The sequence below is a fragment of the Duganella fentianensis genome (assembly GCF_964031615.1).
GTDB classification, from domain to species: Bacteria; Pseudomonadota; Gammaproteobacteria; order Burkholderiales; family Burkholderiaceae_D; genus Rugamonas; species Rugamonas fentianensis_A.
Window position 1 is genome coordinate 249,890 of sequence record NZ_CAXIQN010000014.1, and the last position, 23,575, is coordinate 273,464.

The following is a 23,575-nucleotide window of genomic DNA, read 5'->3' on the forward strand; positions in this document are numbered from 1 at the left end:
CAACCGTAGTGACGTGCAAAGCGGTGCTCAACGCAAACTCGTTGGCGAGATCTGTCTGTAGTGGTTGTACATACCTCTCGCGCTTGTGGCGCGGGTTAGAACAAACTGCCTACATATGAAAGCGCGTCGGATCGATTGCGGCGTTGTGTGCCAGCGGCGATCTGACCTTTAGCTTCGGGGTGTTCAAAGCGTCCCATACGGTACACCGCCGCGCACGTTTGAGCAAGCGATAATTGGAAAAAATCGCGGCATCGCAGCATTTTCTTGCTAGCGTGCGGCGAAAAGTCTGCAGAAAGGACTATTTTTTGCTAGCATGCGCTCAGTTCCAGAGCCGCTCAAGCGGCCCAGCGCCGGCTTTCCGGCGAGCTTATTCCACTACGCATGGCCACAGACAAAGAATTATCCGACTTCCTCGAAAGCGTCGAACGTCGGGCCTATAAACAAGCCGTGTATGCCGTCCGCAAGGACGAGTCGGCGCTGGATATCGTGCAGGACGCGATGATCAAGCTTGCCGAAAAGTACGGCGACAAACCGGCAGCCGAGCTGCCCATGCTGTTCCAGCGCATACTCCAGACCACCATCCTCGATTATTTCCGCAGGGAAAAAGTTCGCAATACCTGGGTCAGCCTGTTTTCCGGCATGGGCCCCAGCGGCGACGAACACGAAGATTTTGATCTACTTGAGTCCTATGCGGCCGAACAGGGCAGCGCCGCGGCCGAGTCCAGCGCCGACCAGCTCGAGCGCGGTCAGGTGCTCGCGATCATTGATGCAGAAGTGCAAAAACTGCCTGCGCGTCAACGGGAAGCCTTCCTCATGCGTTATTGGCAGGATATGGACGTGGCCGAAACGGCCCTCGCAATGGGTTGTTCTGAAGGCAGTGTGAAGACACATTGCTCCAGAGCAACGCATGCGCTCGCCGAAACGCTGAAAGCCAAGGGAATTACACTATGAACACCGAAGAGCTGAATTTCGCTTACAAAGTGCGCCATGCACTGAACGAAAGACTGGATGACTTGCCACCTGCCACCACCGACCGGCTGGCCCAGGCTCGCCAGATGGCACTCGCGCGCAAAAAGCCGGATGGTGCAGCGCGCCGTACCGCGCCCGTAGTGCGCAGCGAACTGGCTGGTGTTCAGGGTGGTAACTGGTCGTTCTCGTGGTTCAACCGCATGGGCGTGGCCCTGCCCCTGCTGGTGCTGGTGGCTGGCCTGATCGGCATTTACCAGTATGAACAGCAGGAACATATCGCCGAAATCGCCGAACTGGATGCTGCCGTGCTGTCCGACGAACTGCCGCTGTCCGCCTATCTGGACCACGGTTTCAACGCTTACCTGAATCAGAGCGAGCAATAAGTATGGCTTTAAGTCGTCAGGCAAAGTGGAGTTCTGTCGCGCTGGTGCTGATTTTCGGCTCTGCCGCCGGCCTGCTTTGGTTCGGCAATCAGCCCGACGCCCCGCCCGCCATCGCCCAGCCGCTGGCCAAGGCTGGTAGCGCGCTCGGGGTGGCCGGTAAAGGTAGTGTCGCCGACAAAACGCACTGGAAAGACCTCACGGCCGAGCAGCAGCACGCGCTGGCACCACTGGCCGCCGAATGGGATCAGATGGAGCCGCTGCGACGGCAGAAATGGCTGGGCATCATCAAGCGCTACGCGTCGATGAAGCCGGACGAGCAGGCGCGTGTGCAGGAACGCATGCGCGAATGGGTCAAGCTGACGCCGGAAGAACGCCGTCAGGTGCGCCAGAACTTCGCCCGCGCCAAGAAGATCGAGCCTGCGCAGAAGAATACCCAGTGGGAGTCCTACCAGCAGTTGTCGGACGATGAAAAGAAAGAACTAGCGGCCAAGGCAGCAGTGAAGCCGCAAGTGGCCAACCTGCCCACGGCGGCCCAGAGCAAACTCAAGACCGTGGCCCCGATCAAGCCACTGGTGGTGACGGAAAACGGTTCGGCCAGCGCCCCTGTGCTGCCGCCACCAGCACCGTTGCCTGCCCCGCTGCTGCCACCTGCCAGCAATCTCGCTACGCCTGCGGCGAGCGGCGCAGCTAATCCGGCCGCTTCAGGCAGCAATACCGGCAGCCCCGCCGCTGGCGATAGCAGCCAGCTTCCGAATGCCTCCAACGTAGCGCCAGCCCCTGCGCCGGCCGCCGCACAGCCAACGAGCAGCAATGTCAAATAAGCCAGCTACCACCCTGCCTGTCACCGAACCTGCAGTAACTAATCCGGGCGTGGGTCGCCGCCTGATCTCGATGGTGTATGAAACCCTGCTGGCCTTCGCCGTACTGTTTCTGCCCTTCCTGATTTTCGAATTCATCGTGCAGGCGCGCCACACGCCCGCGCTGGAGCATACGCGTCAGGCCCTGCTGTTCCTTGTGCTGGGTGCCTATTTCATCCACCAGTGGAGCCGTGAAGGCCAGACGCTGGCCATGCGCACATGGCGGCTGAAAGTGGTACGTCCCGGCCATCCCCATCTGTCGCTGCAGACGGCTGCAGTACGCTATCTACTGAGCTGGATGTGGATACTGCCCGCACTGATCGTCAGTGCCGTACTGCATCTGGAAAAATGGCAGGCGCTGGGCGCTATCGGCGTCGGCATATTGGCGTGGGCTATGACGGCTTTCCTCGATGCCGACCGCCAGTTCCTGCACGATAAGCTGACGGGCACCCGTCTGGTACAACTGCCGCCACTGCCAAAGAAAAAGAAACAGGCCAGCGCCGCCTGAGCGACACTGACCTGCTGTAGCCTTTGAACTAAGGCCGCGTTCTTGCGGCTGCGCCTAGAAACGCTCGTGTGGCTGCAGATAGCGCCACTCGCCTTGCGGCAGGCTGGACATGGCGATGCGGCCGATGCGGATGCGCTTCATCGCTACCACGCTGAGTCCCACCATCTTGCACATGTGCTCGATCTGCCCCGGCTTCGGGCCTTTCACGGCAAAGCGCAGACGGCGCTCGTTCTGCCAGCTCACTTTGATCGGTGGCAGCGGCTTGCCATTGAATGGCAAGCCATGGTTGAGTAGCGCCAGACCGTTCTCGGCAATCTCGCCACTCACTTCGACGATAATCTCCTGTTCCATGCGCGCCGCTTCGTCCGTCAGCTTGCGATTGACGCGGAAGTCCTGCGTCAGCACCAGCAGACCGCTCGCTTGCGTTTCCAGCGGCAGCGTCAGCGCCAGATTGGCCAGATGGCGCTTGAGGAAACGCTGTGACGGTGCCGTGCGCGTCAGCGTCTCAGGCTTGATCTGGTGCAGCGCCGGCAGACCATCTTTGCCGACGCCGCCGTTCACGCCTACCGCCTTATGCAGCAGCAGCGTGACCGGTACAGCTTCCAGTAGCGTCGCATCGGCTGCAATCGTAATCTCCTGCTCGGGCGTGACGCGGGCGCCCGCCTCCTCCACCACCACGCCATCCACGCTGACGTAGCCCCCTTCGATATACAGTTCGGCTTCGCGGCGCGAGCAAGGGCGCATCTCGGCCACGCGCTTGGCGAGGCGGACGCTTTGATCAGTGGTGGGCTCGGTCATCCGAAGAAATCTCCAAAAACAGTAATGGCGCGCTCGATATCGTCACGCGAAGTATCCATGTGAGTAACGATGCGCAGACGGGGCGCCATCGAAACGCGGATACGGGTCAGTTGCAGTACGTCGTTGAGGCCGCGGCAGGCGTCGGCCGGAATATCGACGTAGAAAATATTGGTCTGCGGCGTAGACACGGCAATGCCCTTGACCTTGGCTAGTTCGCTCGCGAAGTAGGCTGCATTCTCATGATCCTCGGCCAGTCGCGCGTACTGGTGCTGCAAGGCGTACAGGCCACCAGCGGCCAGTATGCCCGCCTGCCGCATGCCACCGCCCAGCATTTTGCGCCAGCGCTTGGCTTCCGCGATCAGCGGCTTGCTACCGCACAGCACCGAACCGACCGGCGCGCCCAGACCTTTGGACAGGCACACGGACACGGAATCGAAACCGGCGACTGCCGCGCGCGGACTGACACCCAGTTTGACAGCCGCATTGCAGATGCGCGCGCCATCGAGGTGGGTAGCGAGGCCGCGCTCGTGCGCGAGTGCCGTGGCCTGCTGCAGATAGTCGAGCCCCAGCACTTTGCCGCCGATAGTATTTTCCAGCGCCAGCAAACGGGTACGGGCAAAGTGAATATCGTCCGGTTTGATCTGTGCCGCGATATCGGCCAGCGCAAGGCTGCCGTCGGGCTGATTGCTGATCGGCTGCGGCTGTATGCTGCCCAGCACCGCCGCGCCACCGCCTTCGTAGCGATAGGTGTGGGCTTCCTGCCCCACCAGATATTCGTCGCCACGGCCGCAGTGCGCCAGCAGGGCTAGCAGATTACTCTGCGTACCCGATGGTGCGAACAGTGCCGCTTCGTAGCCGAACAGGTCAGCCGTATAGTCCTGTAACTGGTTGACGCTAGGGTCATCGCCATACACATCATCGCCAACTTCGGCCGCGTGCATGGCAGCGCGCATCGCCGCGCTGGGGCGGGTGACGGTGTCGCTGCGTAAATCCAGCCATTGTTCATTCAGCCCGCTCATCTTCTGCACTACCCTCTTAGCTTGATTGCGCGGCCACTTGCTGCGTATAGAAACGCTGGCCCATTTCTTCCAGCCCCAGCGTCTCCAGCACTTCCTGCAGTCGCTGCGAAGGCCGCTGGCGCGGCAGGTCTTTGTAGGTGGCGATGATCAGCTCATTCTTCATCGAATGCTCCCAGCCCACCAGTTCCGTCACGTTGACCTGATAGCCATGCGCTTCCAGTTGCAGACAGCGCAGCACGTTGGTGATCTGGCTGCCGAATTCGCGCGTATGGATAGGGTGACGCCAGATTTCCGTCAGCGCCGATTTGGCCAGCGACTTGCCCTTGTTCTTCTTCAGCACAGAAGCCACTTCGGCCTGACAGCAAGGCACCAGCACCATGTAGCGCGCCTTCTTCTTCAGCGCGAAGTCGATGGCATCATCGGTGGCCGTGTTACAGGCGTGCAGCGCGGTGACGATATCGATCTGCTCGGGCAGCAGCTTCGACTCGGTGGACTCGGCTACCGACAGCGGCAGGAAGGACATGCCGGGGAAGTTGAATTGCTGCGCCAGTTCCTGCGAGCGCTTGACCAGTTCTTCGCGCGTTTCGATACCGTAGATGTGCGAGCCATCCGAGCCAACATTAAGCGCCTTGAAGAACAGATCGTAGATGATGAAGCCCAGATAGGACTTGCCAGCACCGTGATCGACCAGCGAAATACTGCCCTTGGCTTCCAGCAGTTCTTTCAGCAGCGGCTCGATGAACTGGTACAGGTGGTAGACCTGCTTAAGCTTGCGGCGGCTGTCCTGATTCATCTTGCCGTCGCGCGTGAGGATGTGCAGTTCCTGCAGCAGCGCGACCGTCTGGCCTTCGCGGATTTCCGGCATATTGTCGGCGCCCGTGACGGTTGCGCCGATCTTGGCAGCTCCTGCTGCCTTGTTCTTATTTGGCTTCATCGATCCACGCCTGTTGGATTGCTTCGAGTACCTTCTCGCCACCACGCGTGTGGTCATCGTCGAACTCTTCCAGTTCGACGATCCAGTTATGCAGATCGGTAAAGCGTATCGTCAGCGGATCGATATCGGGAAACTTGTCGTAGAGCGCTTCCGCAATCGCGCTGATGTCCGTCCACTTCATCTCAGTGACCGCCTTCGCTAGCGTGGTTGATGGTGTACTTCGGAATTTCAATGACCAGATCTTCATCGGCCACTACGGCCTGACAGGACAGACGCGACACCGCTTCCAGCCCCCATGCCTTATCCAGCTGGTCTTCTTCGTTCTCGCTCGCTTCGCTCAGCGAATCGAAGCCTTCGCGCACCAGCACGTGGCAGGTGGTGCAGGCGCAGGACTTCTCGCAAGCGTGTTCGATGTGGATGTCATTTTCCAGCATGATGTCGCACAGCGTTTTGCCAGCGTCAGCTTCGATGACGGCGCCGTCCGGGCACAGTTTGGCGTGGGGCAGGAATACGATTTGTGGCACTTGTAACCTCTGTAAATGTTTAAACGACCTGATCCAGCTTCTTGCCGGCCAGTGCGCTGCGCACGCTGCGATCCATGCGGCGCGATGCAAATTCTTCCGTCCCCTGCGCCAGCGATTCCACTGCCGCCTTCACGGCACTGTGATCGACCGCACCGGTCTGCGACTGCGCAACCACGCCGCGCACGCTGGCAATCAGCGCGTCCAGCGCTGCGCGCTCGTCAGCCGACAGCAGTGCGCCGTCTTCGGCCAGCGCCGATTCGGTCGCGAGGATGATGCGTTCCGCTTCCACCTGCTCTTCGCGCAGGGCGCGTGCCTTCATGTCCACGTCGGCTGCCTGATAGGAATCCTGCAGCATGCGTGCCACGTCGTCATCGCCCAGACCATAGGACGGCTTGACGCTAATCGACGCTTCCACGCCCGAGCGCAGTTCGCGTGCCGAGACGGACAGCAGACCATCGGCATCGACCTGATAAGTGATGCGGATACGCGCTGCACCAGCGGCCATCGGCGGAATGCCGCGCAGTTCAAAGCGCGCCAGCGAACGGCAGTCCGTCACCAGTTCGCGCTCGCCCTGCAGCACATGCACGGCCAGCGCCGTCTGACCATCCTTGAAGGTGGTGAACTCCTGCGCACGCGCGCAAGGAATGGTGGAGTTACGGGGGATAATCTTCTCGACCAGACCGCCCATGGTTTCGATCCCCAGCGACAGTGGCGTTACGTCCAGCAGCAGCCAGTCGTCACCGGCAGCGCGGTTACCGGCCAGCAGATTGGCCTGTATCGCAGCACCCAGCGCCACTACTTTGTCCGGATCGATATTCGCGTGCGGGATGGTGTGGAAGAAATCGCTCACGGCGCGCTGCACGTGCGGCATGCGGGTCGCGCCACCTACCATCACCACGCCATCCACGTCGTCTGCATCGACATTGGCGTCGCGCAGCGCTTTCTTGATGGCGTTCATGGTCTTGGTAATCAGGTGCTTGGTGATCTCGTGGAAAGTCTCCGCCGTGATCTTCAGATGTACTTCTTCGCCCGAACTGAGTACTGCATCCACCGTCACTTCATCCTTGGTCGACAGCAGTTCCTTGGCTTCGCGCGCCTTCACCATCAGCACGGCCGTATCTTCTTCCGACAGCGGCGCCAGCTTTTCTTCCTGATGGATGTAGCAGAACAGACGGTGGTCAAAGTCGTCACCACCGAGCGCCGAATCGCCGCCCGTGGACAGCACTTCGAACACGCCCTTGCTCAGTTTGAGGATGGAGATATCAAACGTACCGCCGCCCAGATCGTACACGGCGTACAGACCTTCCGAACCGTTATCGAGGCCATACGCAATCGCTGCCGCCGTCGGCTCGCTGAGCAGGCGCAGCACGTTCAGACCGGCCAGCTGGGCCGCATCCTTGGTAGCCTGACGCTGGGCGTCATCGAAGTAGGCGGGCACAGTAATCACGGCGCCCACCAGATCGTCGCCGAGCGAATCTTCCGCGCGCTGGCGCAGCGTGGCCAGAATCTGCGCCGACACTTCCACTGGGCTCTTCACGCCAGCGATGGTCTTCAGCTGCACCATGCCGGGCGTGTCGAGGAAATCGTAAGGCAGGTTTTCCGCATAGGCGATATCAGCCAGACCACGGCCCATGAAGCGCTTGACCGACACGATGGTGTTCTTCGGATCGGTGGTCTGCGCAGCCTGCGCCTTGTAACCGATGTTGGCATGGCCGTTAGGCAGATAGCGCACTACGGATGGCAGCAGCGGGCGGCCATCCTCATCGCTCAGCACTTCGGGTATGCTGCTGCGCACAGTCGCAACCAGCGAGTTGGTGGTGCCCAGATCTATCCCTACCGCCAGCCGGTGCTGGTGCGGTGCAGTGGACATGCCGGGTTCGGAAATTTGCAGAAGGGCCATGTAGTGTATGCCGTGCGGCTCTGATTAAATGATGATGCCGGGACATGCCCGGCCTGAGTCTCTCTGTACTGCCAGCGTCTAGACTGGCCTTGCTGTGGCGGGGCTGGCTGTGCCGCCCGACTGCCGCGCCCTCTCAGGCGTCTTCCAGCAGGCTCAGTGCACTGTCTATCTCTTGCTTCAGCTTTTCGATGAACATCAGCGCGCGCACACCCTGAGCTGCCTGCGCATAATCGTTGCTCCCGATCTGCTGCTCGATGGCGGCCAGCTGCGTCTTGCGCTCGCGCCGCAGTTGCTGATCCAGCCCTTCCAGTGCGTCCACGTCTTTCGCTGCACGCGCATCGCCCAGCTCTTCGCGCCACTCCATCTGCTGCATCAGGAACGCCATCGGCATGGCCGTATTCGATTCCGTCTGCAGATCCACGCCAGCCAGTTCGCACATGTATTGCGCGCGCTTCTGGGGATTCTTCAGCGTCTGGTATGCCTCGTTGGCACGGGTGGCCCACTGCATGGCGACGCGCTTTTCGGCGTCGGTGGCACTGACGTATTTATCGGGATGGACACGGTTCTGCACGTCGCGGTAGGCGCTATCAAGCGCCGCCGCATCGACGGCAAATTGCAGGGGCAGATTGAACAGCTCGAAGTGGTTTTGCATGGCTGGTCAGATGCGGAAGCTTTCGCCGCAACCGCAAGCGTCTTTCTGATTCGGGTTGTTGAACTTGAAGCCTTCGTTCAGACCTTCGCGGGCGAAGTCCAGTTCGGTGCCGTCGATATAGGGCAGGCTTTTCGGGTCCACGAACACTTTCACGCCGTGCGATTCGAACACATTGTCCTCATCGGCCACTTCGTCCACATATTCCAGCTTGTAGGCCAGTCCGGAGCAGCCCGTCGTGCGCACGCCAAAACGCAGGCCTATGCCTTTGCCGCGGCGCTCGATGTAACGGTTGATGTGTTTCGCTGCTTTTTCGGTCAGGGTGATAGCCATTTGATTCTCCCGCGCCGCGCCACGGTGGTGGCAGCGGCGTGATTGTATTACGAGCTAAAGCTCAGCAAACTTAGGCGCTAGCCGGATGTTTGTTCTGGTAGTCCAGAACCGCTGCCTTGATGGCGTCTTCGGCCAGAATCGAGCAGTGGATTTTCACTGGTGGCAGTGCCAGTTCTTCGGCGATTTCCGTGTTCTTGATGGCCAGCGCCTGATCCAGCGTCTTGCCCTTGACCCACTCCGTTACCAGCGAGCTGGAAGCGATGGCCGAACCGCAGCCGTAGGTCTTGAATTTCGCGTCTTCAATCTTGCCATCGGCGCCCACTTTAATCTGCAGCTTCATCACGTCGCCGCAAGCTGGCGCGCCCACCATGCCGGTGCCAACGCTGTCATCGCCTTTTTCGAAGGCGCCCACGTTGCGCGGGTTTTCGTAGTGATCGAGTACTTTTTCCGAGTAAGCCATTTTAATGCTCCTAGTAATTCTTAAAAATTAGTGCGCTGCCCACTGGATCGAATTGATGTCGATCCCTTCTTTGAACATATCCCACAGTGGCGACAGTTCGCGCAGCTTGCCCACTTTGGATTTCATCAGATCGATCGCGAAATCGATGTCGGCTTCGGTGGTGAAGCGGCCGATGGTGAAACGGATCGAGCTGTGTGCCAGTTCATCGCTGCGGCCCAGTGCGCGCAGCACGTAGGACGGTTCCAGACTGGCCGAAGTACAGGCCGAACCGGACGACACGGCCAGATCTTTCACCGCCATGATCAGCGATTCGCCTTCTACATAGTTGAAGCTGACATTCAGGTTATGCGGTACGCGGTGATCCATATCGCCATTGATATAGGTCTCCTCGATTTCCTGCAGGCCCTTGGCCAGACGGTCACGCAGCGCCTTGATGCGGACGATTTCCGTTTCCATCTCGACCTTGGCCAGACGGAAGGCTTCGCCCATGCCCACGATCTGGTGGGTCGGCAGCGTGCCCGAACGCAGGCCGCGCTCGTGGCCACCACCGTGCATCTGCGCTTCGATACGTACACGCGGCTTGCGGCAGACGTACAAGGCACCGATACCTTTCGGGCCGTAGGTTTTGTGCGCGGTAAAGGTCATCAGATCGACCTTGGTCTTCTGCAGATCGATTGCCACCTTGCCCGTTGCCTGCGCAGCGTCGCAGTGGAAGATAATGCCTTTCGAGCGGCACAGTGCGCCGATTTCGTCGATAGGCTGGATTACGCCGATTTCGTTATTCACCAGCATCACGGAAACCAGAATGGTGTCCGGACGGATGGCTGCGGTCAGCTGTTCGATGGTGATCAGGCCGTTGTCCTGCGGTTCCAGATAGGTCGCTTCGAAGCCGATACGCTCCAGTTCACGCACCGTGTCCAGCACCGATTTGTGCTCGGTCTTGACGGTGATGATGTGCTTGCCCTTGGTCTTGTAGAACTGCGCCGCACCCTTGATTGCCAGATTGTTCGATTCGGTAGCACCCGAGGTCCAGATGATTTCGCGCGCATCGGCGTTCACCAGCGCCGCCACGTGGCCACGTGCCTCTTCTACGGCTTTCTCAGCCGTCCAGCCATACATATGGCTACGCGAAGCAGGATTACCGAACTGTTCGCGCAGGTAAGGAATCATCTGGTCGGCCACACGTGGATCGATCGGCGTGGTGGCCGAGTAGTCCATGTAGATCGGGAAATGCGGGGCCGTCTGGAACTGTACAGGCGCGATATTTTTTTCAGGGGCGTTCATCTGGTAACTCCGGGTTAGGGGTCGCTCAACCGTGAGCGGCGTGATTGCGGTGCAACACCACGACGTTCTGTTCAGCGTTCTTCAACTTCTGCTGATCGACCAGATCCTGCAAAGACACGGAATCGAGGTAATCAACCATTTTTTCATTCAAAGTGGCCCACAGTTCGTGGGTCATGCAGCGGGCGCCGCTGGCGATGTCGGCGCCATGGCAGTTTTCCTTGCCGCCGCACTGGGTGGCGTCCAGCGGTTCGTCCACGGCGATGATGATGTCGGCCACGGTGACCTTGTCGGCGCGGCGCGCCAGACTGTAGCCGCCGCCCGGGCCACGGATGGATTCGACGATCTCGTGGCGGCGCAGCTTGCCGAATAATTGCTCAAGATAGGACAGGGAAATGTCCTGACGCTGGCTGATGCCGGATAGCGTGACGGGACCTTTGCCCTGGCGCAAAGCCAGATCTATCATCGCAGTCACAGCAAAACGGCCTTTGGTGGTCAGACGCATCACTACCTCGGTTGGGTTAAAATATCGACTCTTCAGCATCCCTGAATAAGCGGATTAGTTGATCGAATTAGTCAAGTATACCAAACTTTAAAGAAGTCTGCCCGCTGGCTGCCCCGCCCGCCCCTGCAATAGCTTCATGGGCCCGAACAGCGCATGCATGTCGGCATTGCCAATAAAGCTCAGGTTATACGGGTGCTCAGCCCGGATCTGAGGGAATTTTTGCATTAACGGCAACTTGCTCAGTATTTCCGCGATCTTGCCCCACAAAATAAGGGTCGGCACCACCTTGGCCTGCTCGGCCAGCCCCGCCATCACCGTCTCGAAGAAGGGCAGCCATGCCTTGGCATCTTTCGCCGGCGCCACATGATGACGGAACACTAACGCTGCGTTCAGCAGCAGAAAACCGTGCTCCGTTAGTCGCTCCTGCAGTTCGGCCAGCGTGCGGATATGGCTGCCATTACCCTCTTGCGCACGCAGCGCGATGGCAGCCATCGCGCTGCCGCCCGTATCATCCAGATCAAGTTGACCGTCCGCCACCAGCAGCATTTTCATAAAATTGCGCAGCGATGTGGCTTTATTCACGGGCTTGGACAAGCCACCACCTAGCTGGTCGGACCACAGGCTGCCCACCGCACCGTCCATGAAACTGACGCCCGTAGCGCTTTCCGCACGCGGGTAAGGCCCCTCCCCCACCAGCACATAGCGCACTTGCTCCAGCGGCAAGGCAAACGCGGCGAACAGGCGCTGTTCCGTGGGCAGGTAATCATCCTGCGCCAGCTGCGGCAGATAGTCGGGCGTGGCCGCCATCATTGCCTCCAGCCCCCGCACCAGCAGCGGTCGCCACGAGACATGGGCATGGTTCAGCGCAACGAGGAAATGATCGGGAATCTTCATGGTGCAGCACGCCTGAGAGCAAAAGACGAAATTGTAGCCCACCCTATGGCATCCCCTCGCACCAGCCACTCCCTCCCTTGGTGGGAACGGGCCTCATGACGACAGAAATTAGTTACCTTAAAGGAATCTTAAAAATAATTTTGACAACTCAATATATCTTCGGATAACATTCTTCCTATCAACAAACATTACCGGAGAACAAACAATGCTGCTCAAGAAATCGCTACTGCTGGCCGCCCTGCTGGGTGCAACTCTGACCGCACAAGCTGACGTTGCCATCGTCGGCAGCAAGATCGTCGTCAAAGACACGGGCACTGTTACCGCAACCTTCCTCGGTTCCGCTGCCGGCTACAACGACGTAGTATTCTTCGACAACACTGGTACCAAACTGTTCAGCGGCCACTACACTGCAGCCAACACCACCATCGATCTGGGGTCCTACACTGCCGGCACCGTCCTGAACTTCAGCATTCACGTCGACAACACCGGTGACGACTTCTACATGGGCCCTGCATCCGTCAACAAGGACAACGTATTCCACGCCGCCGTGACCCAGACCAGCAGCAACACCGCCGTAGTCGGTTTTGAAGATCTGTATGGCGGCGGCGACCGCGACTACAACGACATCCAGTTCAAAGTCACCAACGTGACGGCCGCTGTTCCAGAACCAGAAACCTACGCAATGCTGCTGGGTGGTCTGGGCCTGATGGGTCTGGTGGCACGTCGCCGCAAAGCCAAGTAATTCCGCGTATTGCACTTCACGCAATACTCTCCATTTTCAGAACGGCGTAACGCAGGTCATCTGCGCTACGCCGTTTTTTTGTATGGGCGCTTCACTCCCTGCTGGCAGGCTTGATGTTTGCATAATTTTGCAGCACTATCTCAAGCACCCTAGACCTTACTTGCAGAGGCAAGCGTGACCGCTCCCGATATCTCCAAACTCAAGATCGAACGCCATCCTGCCGCAGCCCATGCGCGCCCGCAGCGCCGGCGCTGGGTACGTCCCGTGATTGCAGGTGCCGTCCTGCTAGCCATTGCCGGTATCGCCAGCAAACAACTAGGCGGCAAGGTCAGCGTCGAAACCGTCACCGTGGCCCAGTCCTACCCTGCGCAGAGCTACACCCTGCTCAATGCGACCGGCTACGTGGTGGCACAGCGCAAAGCTTCGCTATCGTCCAAAGCCACCGGCCGGCTGGAATGGCTGGGCGTGCTGGAAGGTAGCCAGATCAAGAAAGACGAAGTAGTGGCGCGACTGGAGAACCGCGATGTTTCCGCCACACTGGGGCAGGCGCAGGCCAATATCAAGGTGGCGCAGGCCAATCTGGAACAGGGGCAGGCCGAACTGGCCGACGCGCAGGCAAACTTCAACCGCACAGGCGAACTGCTGGCGCAGAAATTCATCACGGCCTCGGCCTACGATGCCGCGCAAGCGCGCCTGAACAAGGCCAAGGCCAATATCGCCGGCTACCAGGCCGCTATTGCTGCCGCCCGAGCCAGTGCACAAGTGGCACAGGTGGCCTTGGACCAGACCCTGATCCGCGCACCGTTCGATGGCGTGGTACTGACCAAGAACGCCAACGTGGGCGATAACATCACGCCCTTCTCGTCGGCAGCCGACAGCAAGGGCGCCGTGGTCACCATCGCCGACATGAGCACGCTGGAAGTGGAAGCTGATGTATCGGAGTCCAACCTGAGCAAGATCCGCGTCGACCAGCCGGCCGACATCACGCTGGATGCCTTCCCCGAACTGCATCTGGCCGGCACGGTCTCGCGCATGGTGCCCACCATCGATCGCAGCAAAGCCACCTTACTGGTGAAAGTACGTTTTAGCGAACGTGACCCGCGCGTGCTGCCCGACATGAGCGCCAAAGTAGCCTTCCTGTCCAAAGCAGTGCCGCCGGAAGACCGCCAGTCCGTCACCACCGTGCAGGCCGCAGCCATCACGACACGCGACGGCAAAGCTGTGGTGTTCCAGCTGGATGGCGACAAAGTCAGGCAGGTGGCGATTACGCAGGGCCGCAAGCTGGGCGAACTGGTAGAAGTGAAAGGTGTGAAGGCGGGCGACAAAGTCGTGCTGACGCCGGACGCTAAACTGCAGGACGGCGCAGCCGTTAGCCTCAATAAAAAATAAGCGGCCATGAGCGAACCACTGGTACTGATAGAACATCTGGCCAAATCCTATCGCCGTGGCGATCAGATCGTCGAGGTGCTGCGCGATATCAGCCTGAATATACGGGCAGGCGAATTCGCCGCGCTGATGGGGCCTTCCGGCTCGGGCAAAAGCACGCTGCTTAATCTGATTGCCGGCATCGACAAGCCCGATAGCGGCGTGCTGCGCATCGATGGGCAGGATATCGCCGGCATGGGCGAATCGGATCTGGCCCGCTGGCGCGCCCAGAACGTGGGCTTCATTTTCCAGTTCTACAATCTGATGCCGGTAATGACGGCTTATGAAAACGTGGAACTGCCGCTGCTGCTCACGCCCCTGTCGCGACGCGAACGGCGCGAGCGGGTCGAGCTGACGCTGTCCATGGTCAATCTGGCTGACCGTATGGACCACACCCCCAACGAACTGTCCGGTGGCCAGCAGCAGCGCGTGGCCATTGCCCGCGCCATCGTCACCGATCCCACCTTGATCGTGGCGGACGAACCGACTGGCGATCTGGATCGCGCATCTGCCAGCGAGATTCTGGCGCTGCTCCAGCAACTCAACCAGCAACTCGGCAAGACCATCATCATGGTCACGCACGACGCTACGGCCGCAGCCCAAGCCCGTACGCTAATCCATCTGGAAAAGGGCGAACTGATCGCCGGACAGGCGGCCTGACATCATGTATTCGCTGCGGCTGATCTTCAAGAACGCCATGCGCCACAAGCTGCGCACGGGACTGACCGTGCTCGGTCTGGTGGTGGCGATCTTTTCCTTCGGCCTGCTGCAGACCGTAGTGGATGCATGGTATGCCGGCTCGGAGGGCGCTTCCAACACCACCCTGATCACCCGCAACAAGACTTCGCTGGTCTTCCCCTTGCCGCTGTCCTACCAGTCACGCGTGCGCGCCGTGCCCGGCGTAACGGGCGTGGGCTATGCTAACTGGTTTCAGGGCGTGTACAAAGACCCCAAGAATTTTTTCGCCCAGTTTGCCATTTCCGGCGCCAGCTATCTGGACATCTATCCCGACTTCCTGCTGCCGGCCGATCAGCGCGCGGCCTTCCTGCATGACCGCAAAGGCTGCATCGTCGGGCGCAAACTGGCCGACCAGTATGGTTTCAAAGTGGGCGACACCATCCCGCTCAAGGGCACTATCTACCCCGGCAACTGGGAACTGGTAGTGCGCGGCATTTACGATGGGCGTCAGAGCAGTACCAATACCGCCACCCTGTTCTTCCACTGGGACTACGTCAACGAAACCATCAAGAAAACCATGCCGCGTCGCGCCAACCAGATCGGCGTATATGTGGTACAGATCAACCAGCCGGAAAATGCTGCTGCCATTTCCGCTGCCGTGGATAAGGAATTCGCCAACTCGCTGGCGGAAACCTTGACCGAAACGGAGAAAGCCTTCCAGCTCAGTTTTGTCTCCATGTCGGAAGCCATCGTTATGGCAATCCGCGTGGTCTCCTTCGTAGTGATCATCATCATTGCTGCCGTGATGGCCAACACCATGGCCATGAGCGCACGCGAACGGCTGGGCGAATACGCCACCCTCAAGGCGCTCGGTTTCGGCCCCGGTTTTCTCAGCCTGATGATCTTCGGCGAATCCATGCTGCTGGCACTGGTGGGCGCGGCCATCGGCATCGCTCTGCTATTCCCCTTCGCTGTATTCCTCGGCAAAGTCATGGGCACCATGTTCCCCGTGTTTCAAGTGTCGCACATGACGGTGCTGCTGCAAGTGGTGGCCGCCCTTGTCATCGGCGCGGTGGCTGCCATCGCACCTACCGTGCGCGCCGTGCGCATCAACATCGTCGACGGACTGCGGAGCATAGGATGAAGATTCCACTGTCCTATGTGGCACGCAATCTGTGGGCGCGCCGCCTGACCACGGCGCTGACGGGTGCCGGTCTGGCGCTGGTAGTATTCGTGTTTGCCACCGTGCTGATGCTGGACGAAGGGTTGCGCAACACCATGGTCACCACCGGAGAATATGACAACGTGGTGCTGGTGCGGCGCGGCGCCGAAACGGAAGTCCAGAGCGGCATCGACCGCGTGCAGGCCAACATCGCCGCCAGCCATCCGGCAATCGCGCGTGACGTGGCAGGACAGCCGTGGCTATCCAAGGAAACTGTGGTGCTGATTTCCCTTATCAAGCGCGATTCCGGCAAACCTTCGAATGTCATCATCCGCGGCATTGCCCCTAACGCGCTGACGCTGCGCCCGCAGGTCAAGCTGACCGCAGGTCGTATGTTCCGCTCCGGCGCTTCGGAGATCATCGCCGGCGCCAGCGTGGCGCGCCGCTTCAACGGTGCCGGCATCGGCGAAAAGATCCGCTTCGGCCAGCGCGAATGGACCGTGGTGGGCTTGTACGATGCCGGCAATAGCGGCTTCGATTCGGAAATCTGGGGCGACGCCGACCAGCTCATGCCAGCGTTTCGCCGCAACGCCTATTCGGGCATGGTGCTGCGGCTTGCCGATAGCCGCCAGTTCGAGCAGTTCAAGCACGACATCGAGAACGACCAGCGTCTTACACTAGATGCCAAGCGCGAACAGACTTTCTATGCCGACCAGTCCAAGGCTTTGTCCACCTTCATCAGCGTGCTGGGCCTGATACTGTCGGTGATCTTCTCCATCGGCGCCATGATCGGTGCGACCATCACCATGTATGCCTCGGTAGCCAACCGGGTTGGTGAAATCGGCACCCTGCGCGCACTGGGCTTCCAGCGCCGCAGCATCCTCGCCGCTTTCCTCAGCGAATCCATGTTGCTGGCCGTGGTGGGCGGCGCACTGGGGCTGACCTGTGCCTCGCTGATGCAGTTCATCTCCTTCTCGACTACCAACTTCCAATCGTTTTCAGAACTGGCTTTCGGCTTCCGCCTGACCGGCGCCATCATCGTCAAAACCCTGCTGTTCTCGCTTGCCATGGGCGGCATAGGCGGCTTCCTGCCGGCCTTGCGTGCAGCCCGCATGCCTATCGTGGACGCCCTGCGCGCAGCCTGAGCCCTGCCTGCTGGCGCCAATGCGGCAGCTTTACCACAGCGCCAGACGCAGATCCCCGCAAAGCGTGCTAGACTCGAAAAGAGATAGTTCATACGACAACGATAGCTACCCAAGCAGGCCAGCATGCCACACCAGCGCCGCCCAATTGTTGCCTCCAGCGCCAGCCTGCTGCGCGTCGTCGTGCTAATGATCGCATGCAGTGCGCCCCTGCATAGTCAGGCCGGTTCGCCGAATGGTACGCAAATACCCGGACGGCTACCCTTGGCCGACTACCTGCGCGAGCTACGCCAGCAACTAGGCCAGAAGAGCGAGCCGCAGCGGCGTCACTGGCGCAACGCTGACAGCCTGCGCCTGCCGATTCCCGCTCCGCCCGACAGTGCCAGCGGTCTGCTGCCCCATCAGCAGACCCAGCCACGCGCCAATCTGCAGCACACGCCAGTTAGCGGCAGCTGGCCGGACGCTTCATCGTCTATCTTCGAGCGCTACTGGTGGCAGATACTACTAGGCGGCTCGCTGATCATTCTGCAAGGCCTGCTGATTTCGGCGCTGATTTTTGCCCTGCGTTCGCGCCGCGTCACACTCGATGCTCTGCACGATGAGCGCAACCAGCTGGAAGCCCGCGTACTGCAGCGCACGCAGGAGCTGATGGAGGCCAACACCAAACTGGAACAGCTGGCCACGACCGACCCGCTGACCGGCATCGGCAACCGGCGCCGCATGACGGAGCAGATCAACCGCGAGCTGGATCGGGGGCGCCGCTTCGGCCACCCGCTGTCGCTACTGATGGCCGACATCGATCACTTCAAGAACGTCAACGACCAGTATGGCCACGAAGCGGGCGACCGTGTCATCATCGCCGTCGCCAAGGCGCTAGCCGACGGCGTACGCAATATCGATATGGCTTCGCGTTTCGGTGGCGAGGAATTCGTGCTGCTGATGCCGGAAACATCAATCGAAGTGGCCACCAGCGCCGCCGAACGGCTGCGCCAGCACATCGCCGAACTGGAGGTCAAAGGCGACAAAGGCGAAAGCATACGCTTCACCATCAGCATAGGGGTGGCCACGGCGCCACCGGGGAACACCATGGACACACCGTCGACACTGGTATCGCGTGCTGACAAAGCGCTGTATCAGGCCAAGGACGGAGGCCGCAACCGCGTGGTCCGCAACGGCTAGCGCATCAGGCCAGGCGCAACAGCCTTATTCCGCATCCGGCTGCTGCGCCGGGTGGGCCTGCTGGAAGGCCGGCAGTTCGGCACAGGCTGAGTGGATACGCATGATGGTGGGATAAGGACTCAGATCCAGCTGGAAGCGCTGGGCGTTGAATACTTGCGGCACCAGACAGCAATCGGCCAGCGTGGGCGTATCGCCGTGGCAGAAACGGCCGGTGCGCGCATCCGTTGCCAGCAACTGCTCGAAAGCGGCCAGCCCAGTGCCCATCCAGTGGTGTAGCCATGCCAGCTTCTGTTCTTCCGTCACATTCAGCACACCGGTCAGATACTTGAGCACACGCAGATTACCCAGCGGGTGAGTATCGGCGGCAATGGTCAGCGCCAGCGCGCGCACGCGCGCACGGCCTGCGGCATCGGCAGGCAGCAGCGGCACATCCGGCCGGCTCTCGTCCAGATATTCGATGATGGCCAGCGACTGGCCGATGGTAGCCGCACCGTCGTCCAGCGCCGGCAGCAGACCGGCAGGATTGACGGCACGGTAGGCTGGCTGCAACTGCTCGCCGCCATCGCGCAGCAGGTGCACGGGCACGGCGTCGTAAGCCAGTCCTTTCAGATTCAGGGCGATGCGCACACGGTAGGCGGCGGAGCTGCGGAAATAGGTATAGAGCTTCATAGTCGGATCCGGAATGATACGGTTAGTTGTTGCCATCCTGCCCTGCGGCGGGCGCCATCTGCCACAGCATCAGGGCAGACAGCAGCGCCGGTACGGCAGCGATCAGGAAGATGGTGCTGTTCGGCCAGTTCATGCGCAGCAACTCGCCGCCGATGAGGGGGCCAACAATCGAACCGATGCGGCCCACACCCAGACTCCAGCCTATGCCGGTCGAGCGCAGACTGGTGGGGTAGTAGCTGGCTGCCAGCGCGTTGACGGCAGGCTGGCCACCTACGATGCAGAAGCCGGCCACCAGTATCGCCACGCACAGCAGCGCCAGCATCTGCTGCGACTGGCCGATCAGCGCGATCGCCACGGCAGCGATCAGGAAGCCGGGAATCAGTACGCGACGGAAGCTGGAACGGTCGATCAGCTGACCCATGGCCAGCGTGCCGATGGTGCCGCCCACGGGCAGGATGGTTGCGGCCAGCACGGCCGCACTGGTGGATAGTCCAGCATCCTTGAGGATGGTCGGCAGCCAGTTGGACAGAAAATAGAGGTTCAGCAGATTCAGGAAGTTCACCAGCCAGAGCAGCAGCGTGGTGCGGGCCCGTCCCGCTTTGAACAGGGCCGCAACGGAACCACGGCTATCGGTCTGCTGCGCCAACAGATAACCCTGCCCGTGCTGCGGAACGAACGCCGGATCGATGCGGCGCAGCCAGTGCCCTACCCGCTCGATACGCTTGCCGCTGAGGACCACGAACTGCATGGACTCCGGCAGCATCCACAGCATCAGCAAGCCTATCACCAGCGGCAACGCGCCGCCGATGTAGAACACCGCATGCCAGCCATAGAGGGGCATCACGGCAGCGGCGACCAGCCCGCCCAGCACAGCGCCCACCGTGAAACCGCAGGACACCAGCATCATCAGCGTAACGCGGCGCCGGCGCGGGCTGTATTCGCCTGCCAGTGCCATCACATTCGGCATGATGGCGCCTAGTCCGATGCCGGTGATGAAGCGCAGCCACTGCAATTGTTCCAGCGTGCGGCAGGCTGGTGTAAGCAGCATACAGACCGAGAAGAACAGCGTGGCAGCAATCAGCACGGGGCGGCGGCCCAGCTTATCGGCCAGCACGCTGAAGATCAGCGAACCAGCCAGCATGCCGAACAGGCCTGCGCCGAATACCGGCCCCAGACTGGCTTTGCTGACCTGCCACTCCTGTATGATGGCCGGCGCCACATAACCCATGGCCTGCACATCGAAGCCATCCATCAGCACGCACAGGCCGCACAGCAAATACACCCCGAACTGGAACCGGCTGATGGGGTTGCGCTCGATCAGTGCGCCGATATCGACGGGAGCAAGCTGCATCTACTGTGCTGCCTTTCTGCGTAAAGTACGCCGCCTTAGCGTTCCGAGTAGTGAGTGATGGTCTGCTCGATGGCGCCGAAAATGCTGCTGCCCTGACCATCGTGCATCTCGATACGCACGGTATCGCCGAAGTGCAGATAGCTGGTCTGCGGCTTGCCCGTTTCGATGGTTTCATACATGCGCACTTCGGCCAGACAGCAGTAGCCTACGCCACCGTTAGCGATGCTGGAACCATGCAGGCTGCCCTGCTTGTTGGACACCGTGCCGGAACCGATGACGGTACCCGCAGCCAGTTCGCGCGTGGTGGCAGCATGGGATACCAGCTGGGCGAAATTGAAGGTCATGTCCTCGCCTGCATTGGGCTTGCCAAACGGCTGGTGATTGAGTTCCACCAGCAGCGGCAGGTGCACTTTGCAGTCAGCCCAGTGCGCGCCCAGTTCATCCGGCGTTACGGCCACCGGCGAGAACGCGCTGGCCGGTTTGGACTGGAAGAAGCCGAAGCCTTTGGCCAGTTCGTTCGGGATCAGGTTACGCAACGAGACATCGTTCACCAGCATCACCAGACGGATCGCCTTGGCGCAATCATCCAGACTGGCCCCCATGCGCACGTCGCCCGTAATCACGGCCACTTCCGCTTCCAGATCGATGCCCCATTCTTCTGACAGTGCATAGACGGGATCGCGCGGACCGACGAAGCTGTCCGAACCGCCCTGATACATCAGCGGATCCGAATAGAACGAGGCTGGCACTTCCGCGTTACGGGCTTTGCGCACCAGTTCCACGTGGTTGATATAAGCCGAACCGTCGGCCCACTGGTAGGCACGTGGCAGCGGCGAATGGCAGAAGCTCTGGTCAAACGGCTGGGTATCCAGAAGTTCGCCCGCGTTCAGCGCGGCGTACACCTGCTCCAGACGTGGTGCCACCAGATCCCAGTTATCCAGTGCGTGCTGCATGGTGGCAGCGATTTTCGGTACATGCTGGTAGCGCGACAGATCGCGGCTGACCACTACCAGGCGGCCGTCACGGCTGCCATCTTTCAGTGTTGCGAGTTTCATACCTTGGCCTCCGGTGCGTGCATCCACGCGGCGTGTGTTGGTGCTTTACGGGTCTGAGCCCATTCTTCCAGCATGTCCCATTTGACGGCGTCGAGACGCTGCATCATTTCCGGCGTACCCGTATTGGCCGCCAGTTCCAGCCGGTGGCCGTTAGGGTCGAAGAAGTAGATCGATTTGAAAATGGTGTGATTGACCGGGCCGATCACATCGATGCCAGCGGCCACCAGTCGCTCTTTGGCGGCCAGCAGTTCGTCCATCGAATCGACTTCCAGCGCCAGATGCTGCACCCAGTTCGGGGTGTTGCGGTCGCGGTCCATCGGTGGCTGGGTCGGCAGTTCGAAGAATGCCAGAATGTTGCCATTTCCTGCATCGAGGAACACGTGCATATACGGGTCCGGCGCCTTGGTAGACGGTACTTCGTTCTCGGCGATGGCCAGAACAAAATTCATATTCAGGTGTTTGCCATACCACTCGACAGTCTGTTTCGCGTCGATGCAGCGGTAGGCGACGTGGTGTACTTGCTTGATTTTCATAATTGCCTCCAACTAGGACATACGCCATTAAAAGCCAATTTCAGATATCATACAAACAGTATTTTTCACCCTATTTATCAGATTTTCCGATGAATCCCAATTTACGCCAGATGCGCGCCCTTGTGGCCGTTGCCAAGACGGGCAGCTTCACGCTGGCCGCCGAGCACCTCAACGTCACCCAGTCGGCGCTGAGCGGCCAGATCAAGGAACTGGAACAGCTACTAGGCGTGCGCGTGGTCGAACGTACCACACGCAAGGCGCAGCTGTCTGAACTGGGACGGGAACTGACGCCCCTGTTCGACAAGATACTGCAGGATCTGGACCGCGCCATGGGCGATATCGCCAAACGGCGTGCGCTCAAACAGGGCTCGGTGCGGATTGCCGCACCGCAGATGCTGTCCTGCACCCTGCTGCCGGAGGTGATTGCCGCCTACCGCGCGCGCTATCCCGATGTGCAAGTGCTGCTGGCCGATAGTCCGGTAGAGCTGGTGGCCGCGCGCGTTTTCAGTGGCGAGACGGACTTCGGCATCGGCCCCGAACGCGATGCCGCCACCGAAATCGAAGCCCAGCAACTGTTCGAGATGCCCTTCGTGGTGGTATTCCCGCCCGACCACCCGCTCGACCAGCTGGAACGTATTACCTGGACCGACGTGATCGACTACCCCATGATTTCGCTGCAGGGCCAGTTCACCGAACGGCTGTTGCGCGACATGCACGCCTCCTTCCGCGAACAGTCCATCACGCCCTACAATGAAGTGACGTTCATGACGACAGCGCTGGCCATGGTGCATGCGCGGCTAGGCATCACCGTCTGTCTGCCCTATGCAGAAAAGATGGTGCAGTTGTATGGCCTGCGCATGCGTACACTGGAATCGCCGTCGCTAACACGCCGCTTCTTCGTTTATACCCGCAATGCACGGGCGCTGTCGCCTGCTGCGGAAAGCTTTGTCAGCTTCCTGCAGGAGTTCGCTGCTGCCCACGAATGGAATGTGCCGCAAGGCTGATCTCGCTATGACTGCAAACACCATCGCCATCAACCAGCAGATGGACGACTTCGACGGCCACCACAGCGTCTGGCTGTTCGGCTACGGTTCCCTCATCTACAAGGCCGACTTCCCCTATCTGCAACGTCAGCCTGCCAGCATCAGCGGCTGGACCCGGCGCTTCTGGCAGGGTTCGCACGACCATCGCGGTACGCCGCAGGCACCGGGCCGCGTCGTCACGCTGATCGAACAGACCGACGCCATCTGCCACGGCATGGCTTACCTGATTACGCCGGAAGTGTTCGCCCACCTCGACCACCGCGAAAAGAACGGCTATCTACGCCTCGCCACGCCCATCACTTTCAGTGACGGCCGAAGCGAACGTGGCCTCGTGTATATCGCCATGCCCGACAACGCGGCCTATCTGGGCGCTGCCAGCGAACAGGCGATTGCCCGCCACATCGCCAGTTCTGCCGGCCCCAGCGGCCCGAATGCGGACTACCTCAAGCTGCTCGCCCATGCTCTGCGCGAGATGGGCCAGAGCGATCCCCATGTGTTCGCCATCGAACAGCATCTGGCCGACTTGAACCACTGCGACTAAGCGTGTTCGCCCCGCCAGCCTTGGGTGCTGATGCCGGTGTG

The 23,575-nt window shown here is 60.3% G+C and carries 28 protein-coding genes; 12 read left to right on the top strand and 16 right to left on the bottom strand.

Annotated elements, in window-relative coordinates:
• Window positions 1-381 precede the first annotated feature (381 nt).
• The 4 genes from ABNT42_RS10840 to ABNT42_RS10855 are packed head-to-tail and all read left to right on the top strand — an operon-like array spanning window position 382 to window position 2,717.
• On the top strand, window positions 382-951 hold the full coding sequence (locus ABNT42_RS10840) for an RNA polymerase sigma factor (RefSeq protein WP_348696853.1): 570 nt from the start codon (window positions 382-384) through the stop codon (window positions 949-951).
• Window positions 948-1,352 carry a DUF3619 family protein gene (locus ABNT42_RS10845; protein WP_348696855.1) on the top strand — a complete coding sequence of 135 codons (405 nt, stop codon included), beginning with the start codon at window positions 948-950 and terminating at the stop codon, window positions 1,350-1,352. The genes ABNT42_RS10840 and ABNT42_RS10845 overlap by 4 nt, the downstream gene beginning before the upstream one ends.
• Window positions 1,353-1,354: 2 nt before the next feature.
• Window positions 1,355-2,173, top strand: a complete 819-nt coding sequence (locus ABNT42_RS10850) for a DUF3106 domain-containing protein (protein ID WP_348696857.1) — start codon at window positions 1,355-1,357, stop codon at window positions 2,171-2,173.
• Entirely contained in the window at window positions 2,163-2,717 is a 555-nt protein-coding gene (locus ABNT42_RS10855; RefSeq protein WP_348696859.1) for an RDD family protein, read from the top strand. Before ABNT42_RS10850 ends, ABNT42_RS10855 begins: the two co-directional genes overlap by 11 nt.
• A gap of 54 nt (window positions 2,718-2,771) precedes the next feature.
• Here ABNT42_RS10855 and ABNT42_RS10860 read toward each other — a convergent pair whose 3' ends face one another.
• From ABNT42_RS10860 to ABNT42_RS10915, 12 genes are all read right to left on the bottom strand, one after another.
• A complete protein-coding gene (locus ABNT42_RS10860) occupies window positions 2,772-3,515 on the bottom strand; it encodes an rRNA pseudouridine synthase (RefSeq protein WP_348696861.1) in 744 nt (247 codons plus the stop codon).
• Complete coding sequence (ltaE, locus tag ABNT42_RS10865) at window positions 3,512-4,534, bottom strand: low-specificity L-threonine aldolase (protein WP_348696863.1); 1,023 nt, start codon at window positions 4,532-4,534, stop codon at window positions 3,512-3,514. Before ltaE ends, ABNT42_RS10860 begins: the two co-directional genes overlap by 4 nt.
• Before the next feature lie 16 nt (window positions 4,535-4,550).
• Window positions 4,551-5,468, bottom strand: a complete 918-nt coding sequence (locus ABNT42_RS10870) for an SAM-dependent methyltransferase (RefSeq protein ID WP_348696865.1) — start codon at window positions 5,466-5,468, stop codon at window positions 4,551-4,553.
• Window positions 5,455-5,649 carry a Fe-S cluster assembly protein IscX gene (gene iscX / locus ABNT42_RS10875; protein ID WP_155434944.1) on the bottom strand — a complete coding sequence of 65 codons (195 nt, stop codon included), beginning with the start codon at window positions 5,647-5,649 and terminating at the stop codon, window positions 5,455-5,457. The genes ABNT42_RS10870 and iscX overlap by 14 nt, the downstream gene beginning before the upstream one ends.
• Window position 5,650: 1 nt before the next feature.
• Window positions 5,651-5,992: an ISC system 2Fe-2S type ferredoxin gene (gene fdx, locus ABNT42_RS10880; RefSeq protein WP_161034826.1), complete on the bottom strand. Its 342-nt coding sequence runs from the start codon at window positions 5,990-5,992 to the stop codon at window positions 5,651-5,653.
• Between the two features lie 19 nt (window positions 5,993-6,011).
• The gene (gene hscA, locus ABNT42_RS10885; RefSeq protein ID WP_348696867.1) at window positions 6,012-7,892 is read right to left on the bottom strand and encodes a Fe-S protein assembly chaperone HscA; all 1,881 of its coding nucleotides are present in this window, start codon (window positions 7,890-7,892) and stop codon (window positions 6,012-6,014) included.
• 133 nt (window positions 7,893-8,025) lie between these two features.
• Window positions 8,026-8,544 (bottom strand): Fe-S protein assembly co-chaperone HscB, encoded by a 519-nt coding sequence (gene hscB / locus ABNT42_RS10890; RefSeq protein WP_348696868.1) that lies wholly within the window; start codon window positions 8,542-8,544, stop codon window positions 8,026-8,028.
• 6 nt (window positions 8,545-8,550) lie between these two features.
• Window positions 8,551-8,874, bottom strand: coding sequence for an iron-sulfur cluster assembly protein IscA (gene iscA / locus ABNT42_RS10895; protein WP_155434941.1), 324 nt, complete (start codon window positions 8,872-8,874; stop codon window positions 8,551-8,553).
• Window positions 8,875-8,944: 70 nt separating this feature from the next.
• Window positions 8,945-9,334 (bottom strand): Fe-S cluster assembly scaffold IscU, encoded by a 390-nt coding sequence (gene iscU / locus ABNT42_RS10900; RefSeq protein WP_155434940.1) that lies wholly within the window; start codon window positions 9,332-9,334, stop codon window positions 8,945-8,947.
• Window positions 9,335-9,361: 27 nt separating this feature from the next.
• A complete protein-coding gene (locus ABNT42_RS10905) occupies window positions 9,362-10,618 on the bottom strand; it encodes an IscS subfamily cysteine desulfurase (protein WP_348696871.1) in 1,257 nt (418 codons plus the stop codon).
• 25 nt (window positions 10,619-10,643) lie between these two features.
• On the bottom strand, window positions 10,644-11,120 hold the full coding sequence (gene iscR / locus ABNT42_RS10910) for a Fe-S cluster assembly transcriptional regulator IscR (RefSeq protein ID WP_155434938.1): 477 nt from the start codon (window positions 11,118-11,120) through the stop codon (window positions 10,644-10,646).
• 87 nt (window positions 11,121-11,207) lie between these two features.
• Window positions 11,208-12,014 carry a uracil-DNA glycosylase gene (locus ABNT42_RS10915; RefSeq protein WP_348696873.1) on the bottom strand — a complete coding sequence of 269 codons (807 nt, stop codon included), beginning with the start codon at window positions 12,012-12,014 and terminating at the stop codon, window positions 11,208-11,210.
• Window positions 12,015-12,219: 205 nt separating this feature from the next.
• Here ABNT42_RS10915 and ABNT42_RS10920 point away from each other — a divergent pair, with 205 nt between their 5' ends.
• From ABNT42_RS10920 to ABNT42_RS10945, 6 genes are all read left to right on the top strand, one after another.
• Complete coding sequence (locus tag ABNT42_RS10920; RefSeq protein WP_348696875.1) at window positions 12,220-12,756, top strand: DUF4114 domain-containing protein; 537 nt, start codon at window positions 12,220-12,222, stop codon at window positions 12,754-12,756.
• A gap of 174 nt (window positions 12,757-12,930) precedes the next feature.
• Entirely contained in the window at window positions 12,931-14,145 is a 1,215-nt protein-coding gene (locus ABNT42_RS10925) for an efflux RND transporter periplasmic adaptor subunit (RefSeq protein WP_348696876.1), read from the top strand.
• 6 nt (window positions 14,146-14,151) lie between these two features.
• The gene (locus ABNT42_RS10930) at window positions 14,152-14,841 is read left to right on the top strand and encodes an ABC transporter ATP-binding protein (RefSeq protein ID WP_348696878.1); all 690 of its coding nucleotides are present in this window, start codon (window positions 14,152-14,154) and stop codon (window positions 14,839-14,841) included.
• 4 nt (window positions 14,842-14,845) lie between these two features.
• Window positions 14,846-16,003, top strand: coding sequence for an FtsX-like permease family protein (locus ABNT42_RS10935; protein WP_348696880.1), 1,158 nt, complete (start codon window positions 14,846-14,848; stop codon window positions 16,001-16,003).
• A complete protein-coding gene (locus ABNT42_RS10940) occupies window positions 16,000-17,166 on the top strand; it encodes an ABC transporter permease (protein ID WP_348696881.1) in 1,167 nt (388 codons plus the stop codon). Before ABNT42_RS10935 ends, ABNT42_RS10940 begins: the two co-directional genes overlap by 4 nt.
• 123 nt (window positions 17,167-17,289) lie before the next feature.
• On the top strand, window positions 17,290-18,342 hold the full coding sequence (locus ABNT42_RS10945) for a diguanylate cyclase (RefSeq protein ID WP_348696883.1): 1,053 nt from the start codon (window positions 17,290-17,292) through the stop codon (window positions 18,340-18,342).
• 24 nt (window positions 18,343-18,366) lie between these two features.
• Here the strand turns inward: ABNT42_RS10945 and maiA are convergent, their stop codons facing one another.
• From maiA to ABNT42_RS10965, 4 genes are read right to left on the bottom strand one after another with little or no spacing between them, the layout of a single operon-like run.
• Window positions 18,367-19,011, bottom strand: coding sequence for a maleylacetoacetate isomerase (gene maiA / locus ABNT42_RS10950; protein ID WP_348696884.1), 645 nt, complete (start codon window positions 19,009-19,011; stop codon window positions 18,367-18,369).
• A gap of 22 nt (window positions 19,012-19,033) precedes the next feature.
• Window positions 19,034-20,362: an MFS transporter gene (locus ABNT42_RS10955; RefSeq protein ID WP_348696886.1), complete on the bottom strand. Its 1,329-nt coding sequence runs from the start codon at window positions 20,360-20,362 to the stop codon at window positions 19,034-19,036.
• A gap of 35 nt (window positions 20,363-20,397) precedes the next feature.
• Window positions 20,398-21,417, bottom strand: a complete 1,020-nt coding sequence (locus ABNT42_RS10960) for a fumarylacetoacetate hydrolase family protein (protein ID WP_348696888.1) — start codon at window positions 21,415-21,417, stop codon at window positions 20,398-20,400.
• Window positions 21,414-21,950: a VOC family protein gene (locus ABNT42_RS10965; RefSeq protein WP_348696890.1), complete on the bottom strand. Its 537-nt coding sequence runs from the start codon at window positions 21,948-21,950 to the stop codon at window positions 21,414-21,416. The genes ABNT42_RS10960 and ABNT42_RS10965 overlap by 4 nt, the downstream gene beginning before the upstream one ends.
• A gap of 89 nt (window positions 21,951-22,039) precedes the next feature.
• Between ABNT42_RS10965 and ABNT42_RS10970 the strand changes: the two genes are divergently transcribed.
• A complete protein-coding gene (locus ABNT42_RS10970) occupies window positions 22,040-22,954 on the top strand; it encodes a LysR family transcriptional regulator (protein WP_348696891.1) in 915 nt (304 codons plus the stop codon).
• Between the two features lie 7 nt (window positions 22,955-22,961).
• Complete coding sequence (locus ABNT42_RS10975) at window positions 22,962-23,534, top strand: gamma-glutamylcyclotransferase (RefSeq protein ID WP_348696892.1); 573 nt, start codon at window positions 22,962-22,964, stop codon at window positions 23,532-23,534.
• Window positions 23,535-23,575: the final 41 nt, after the last annotated feature.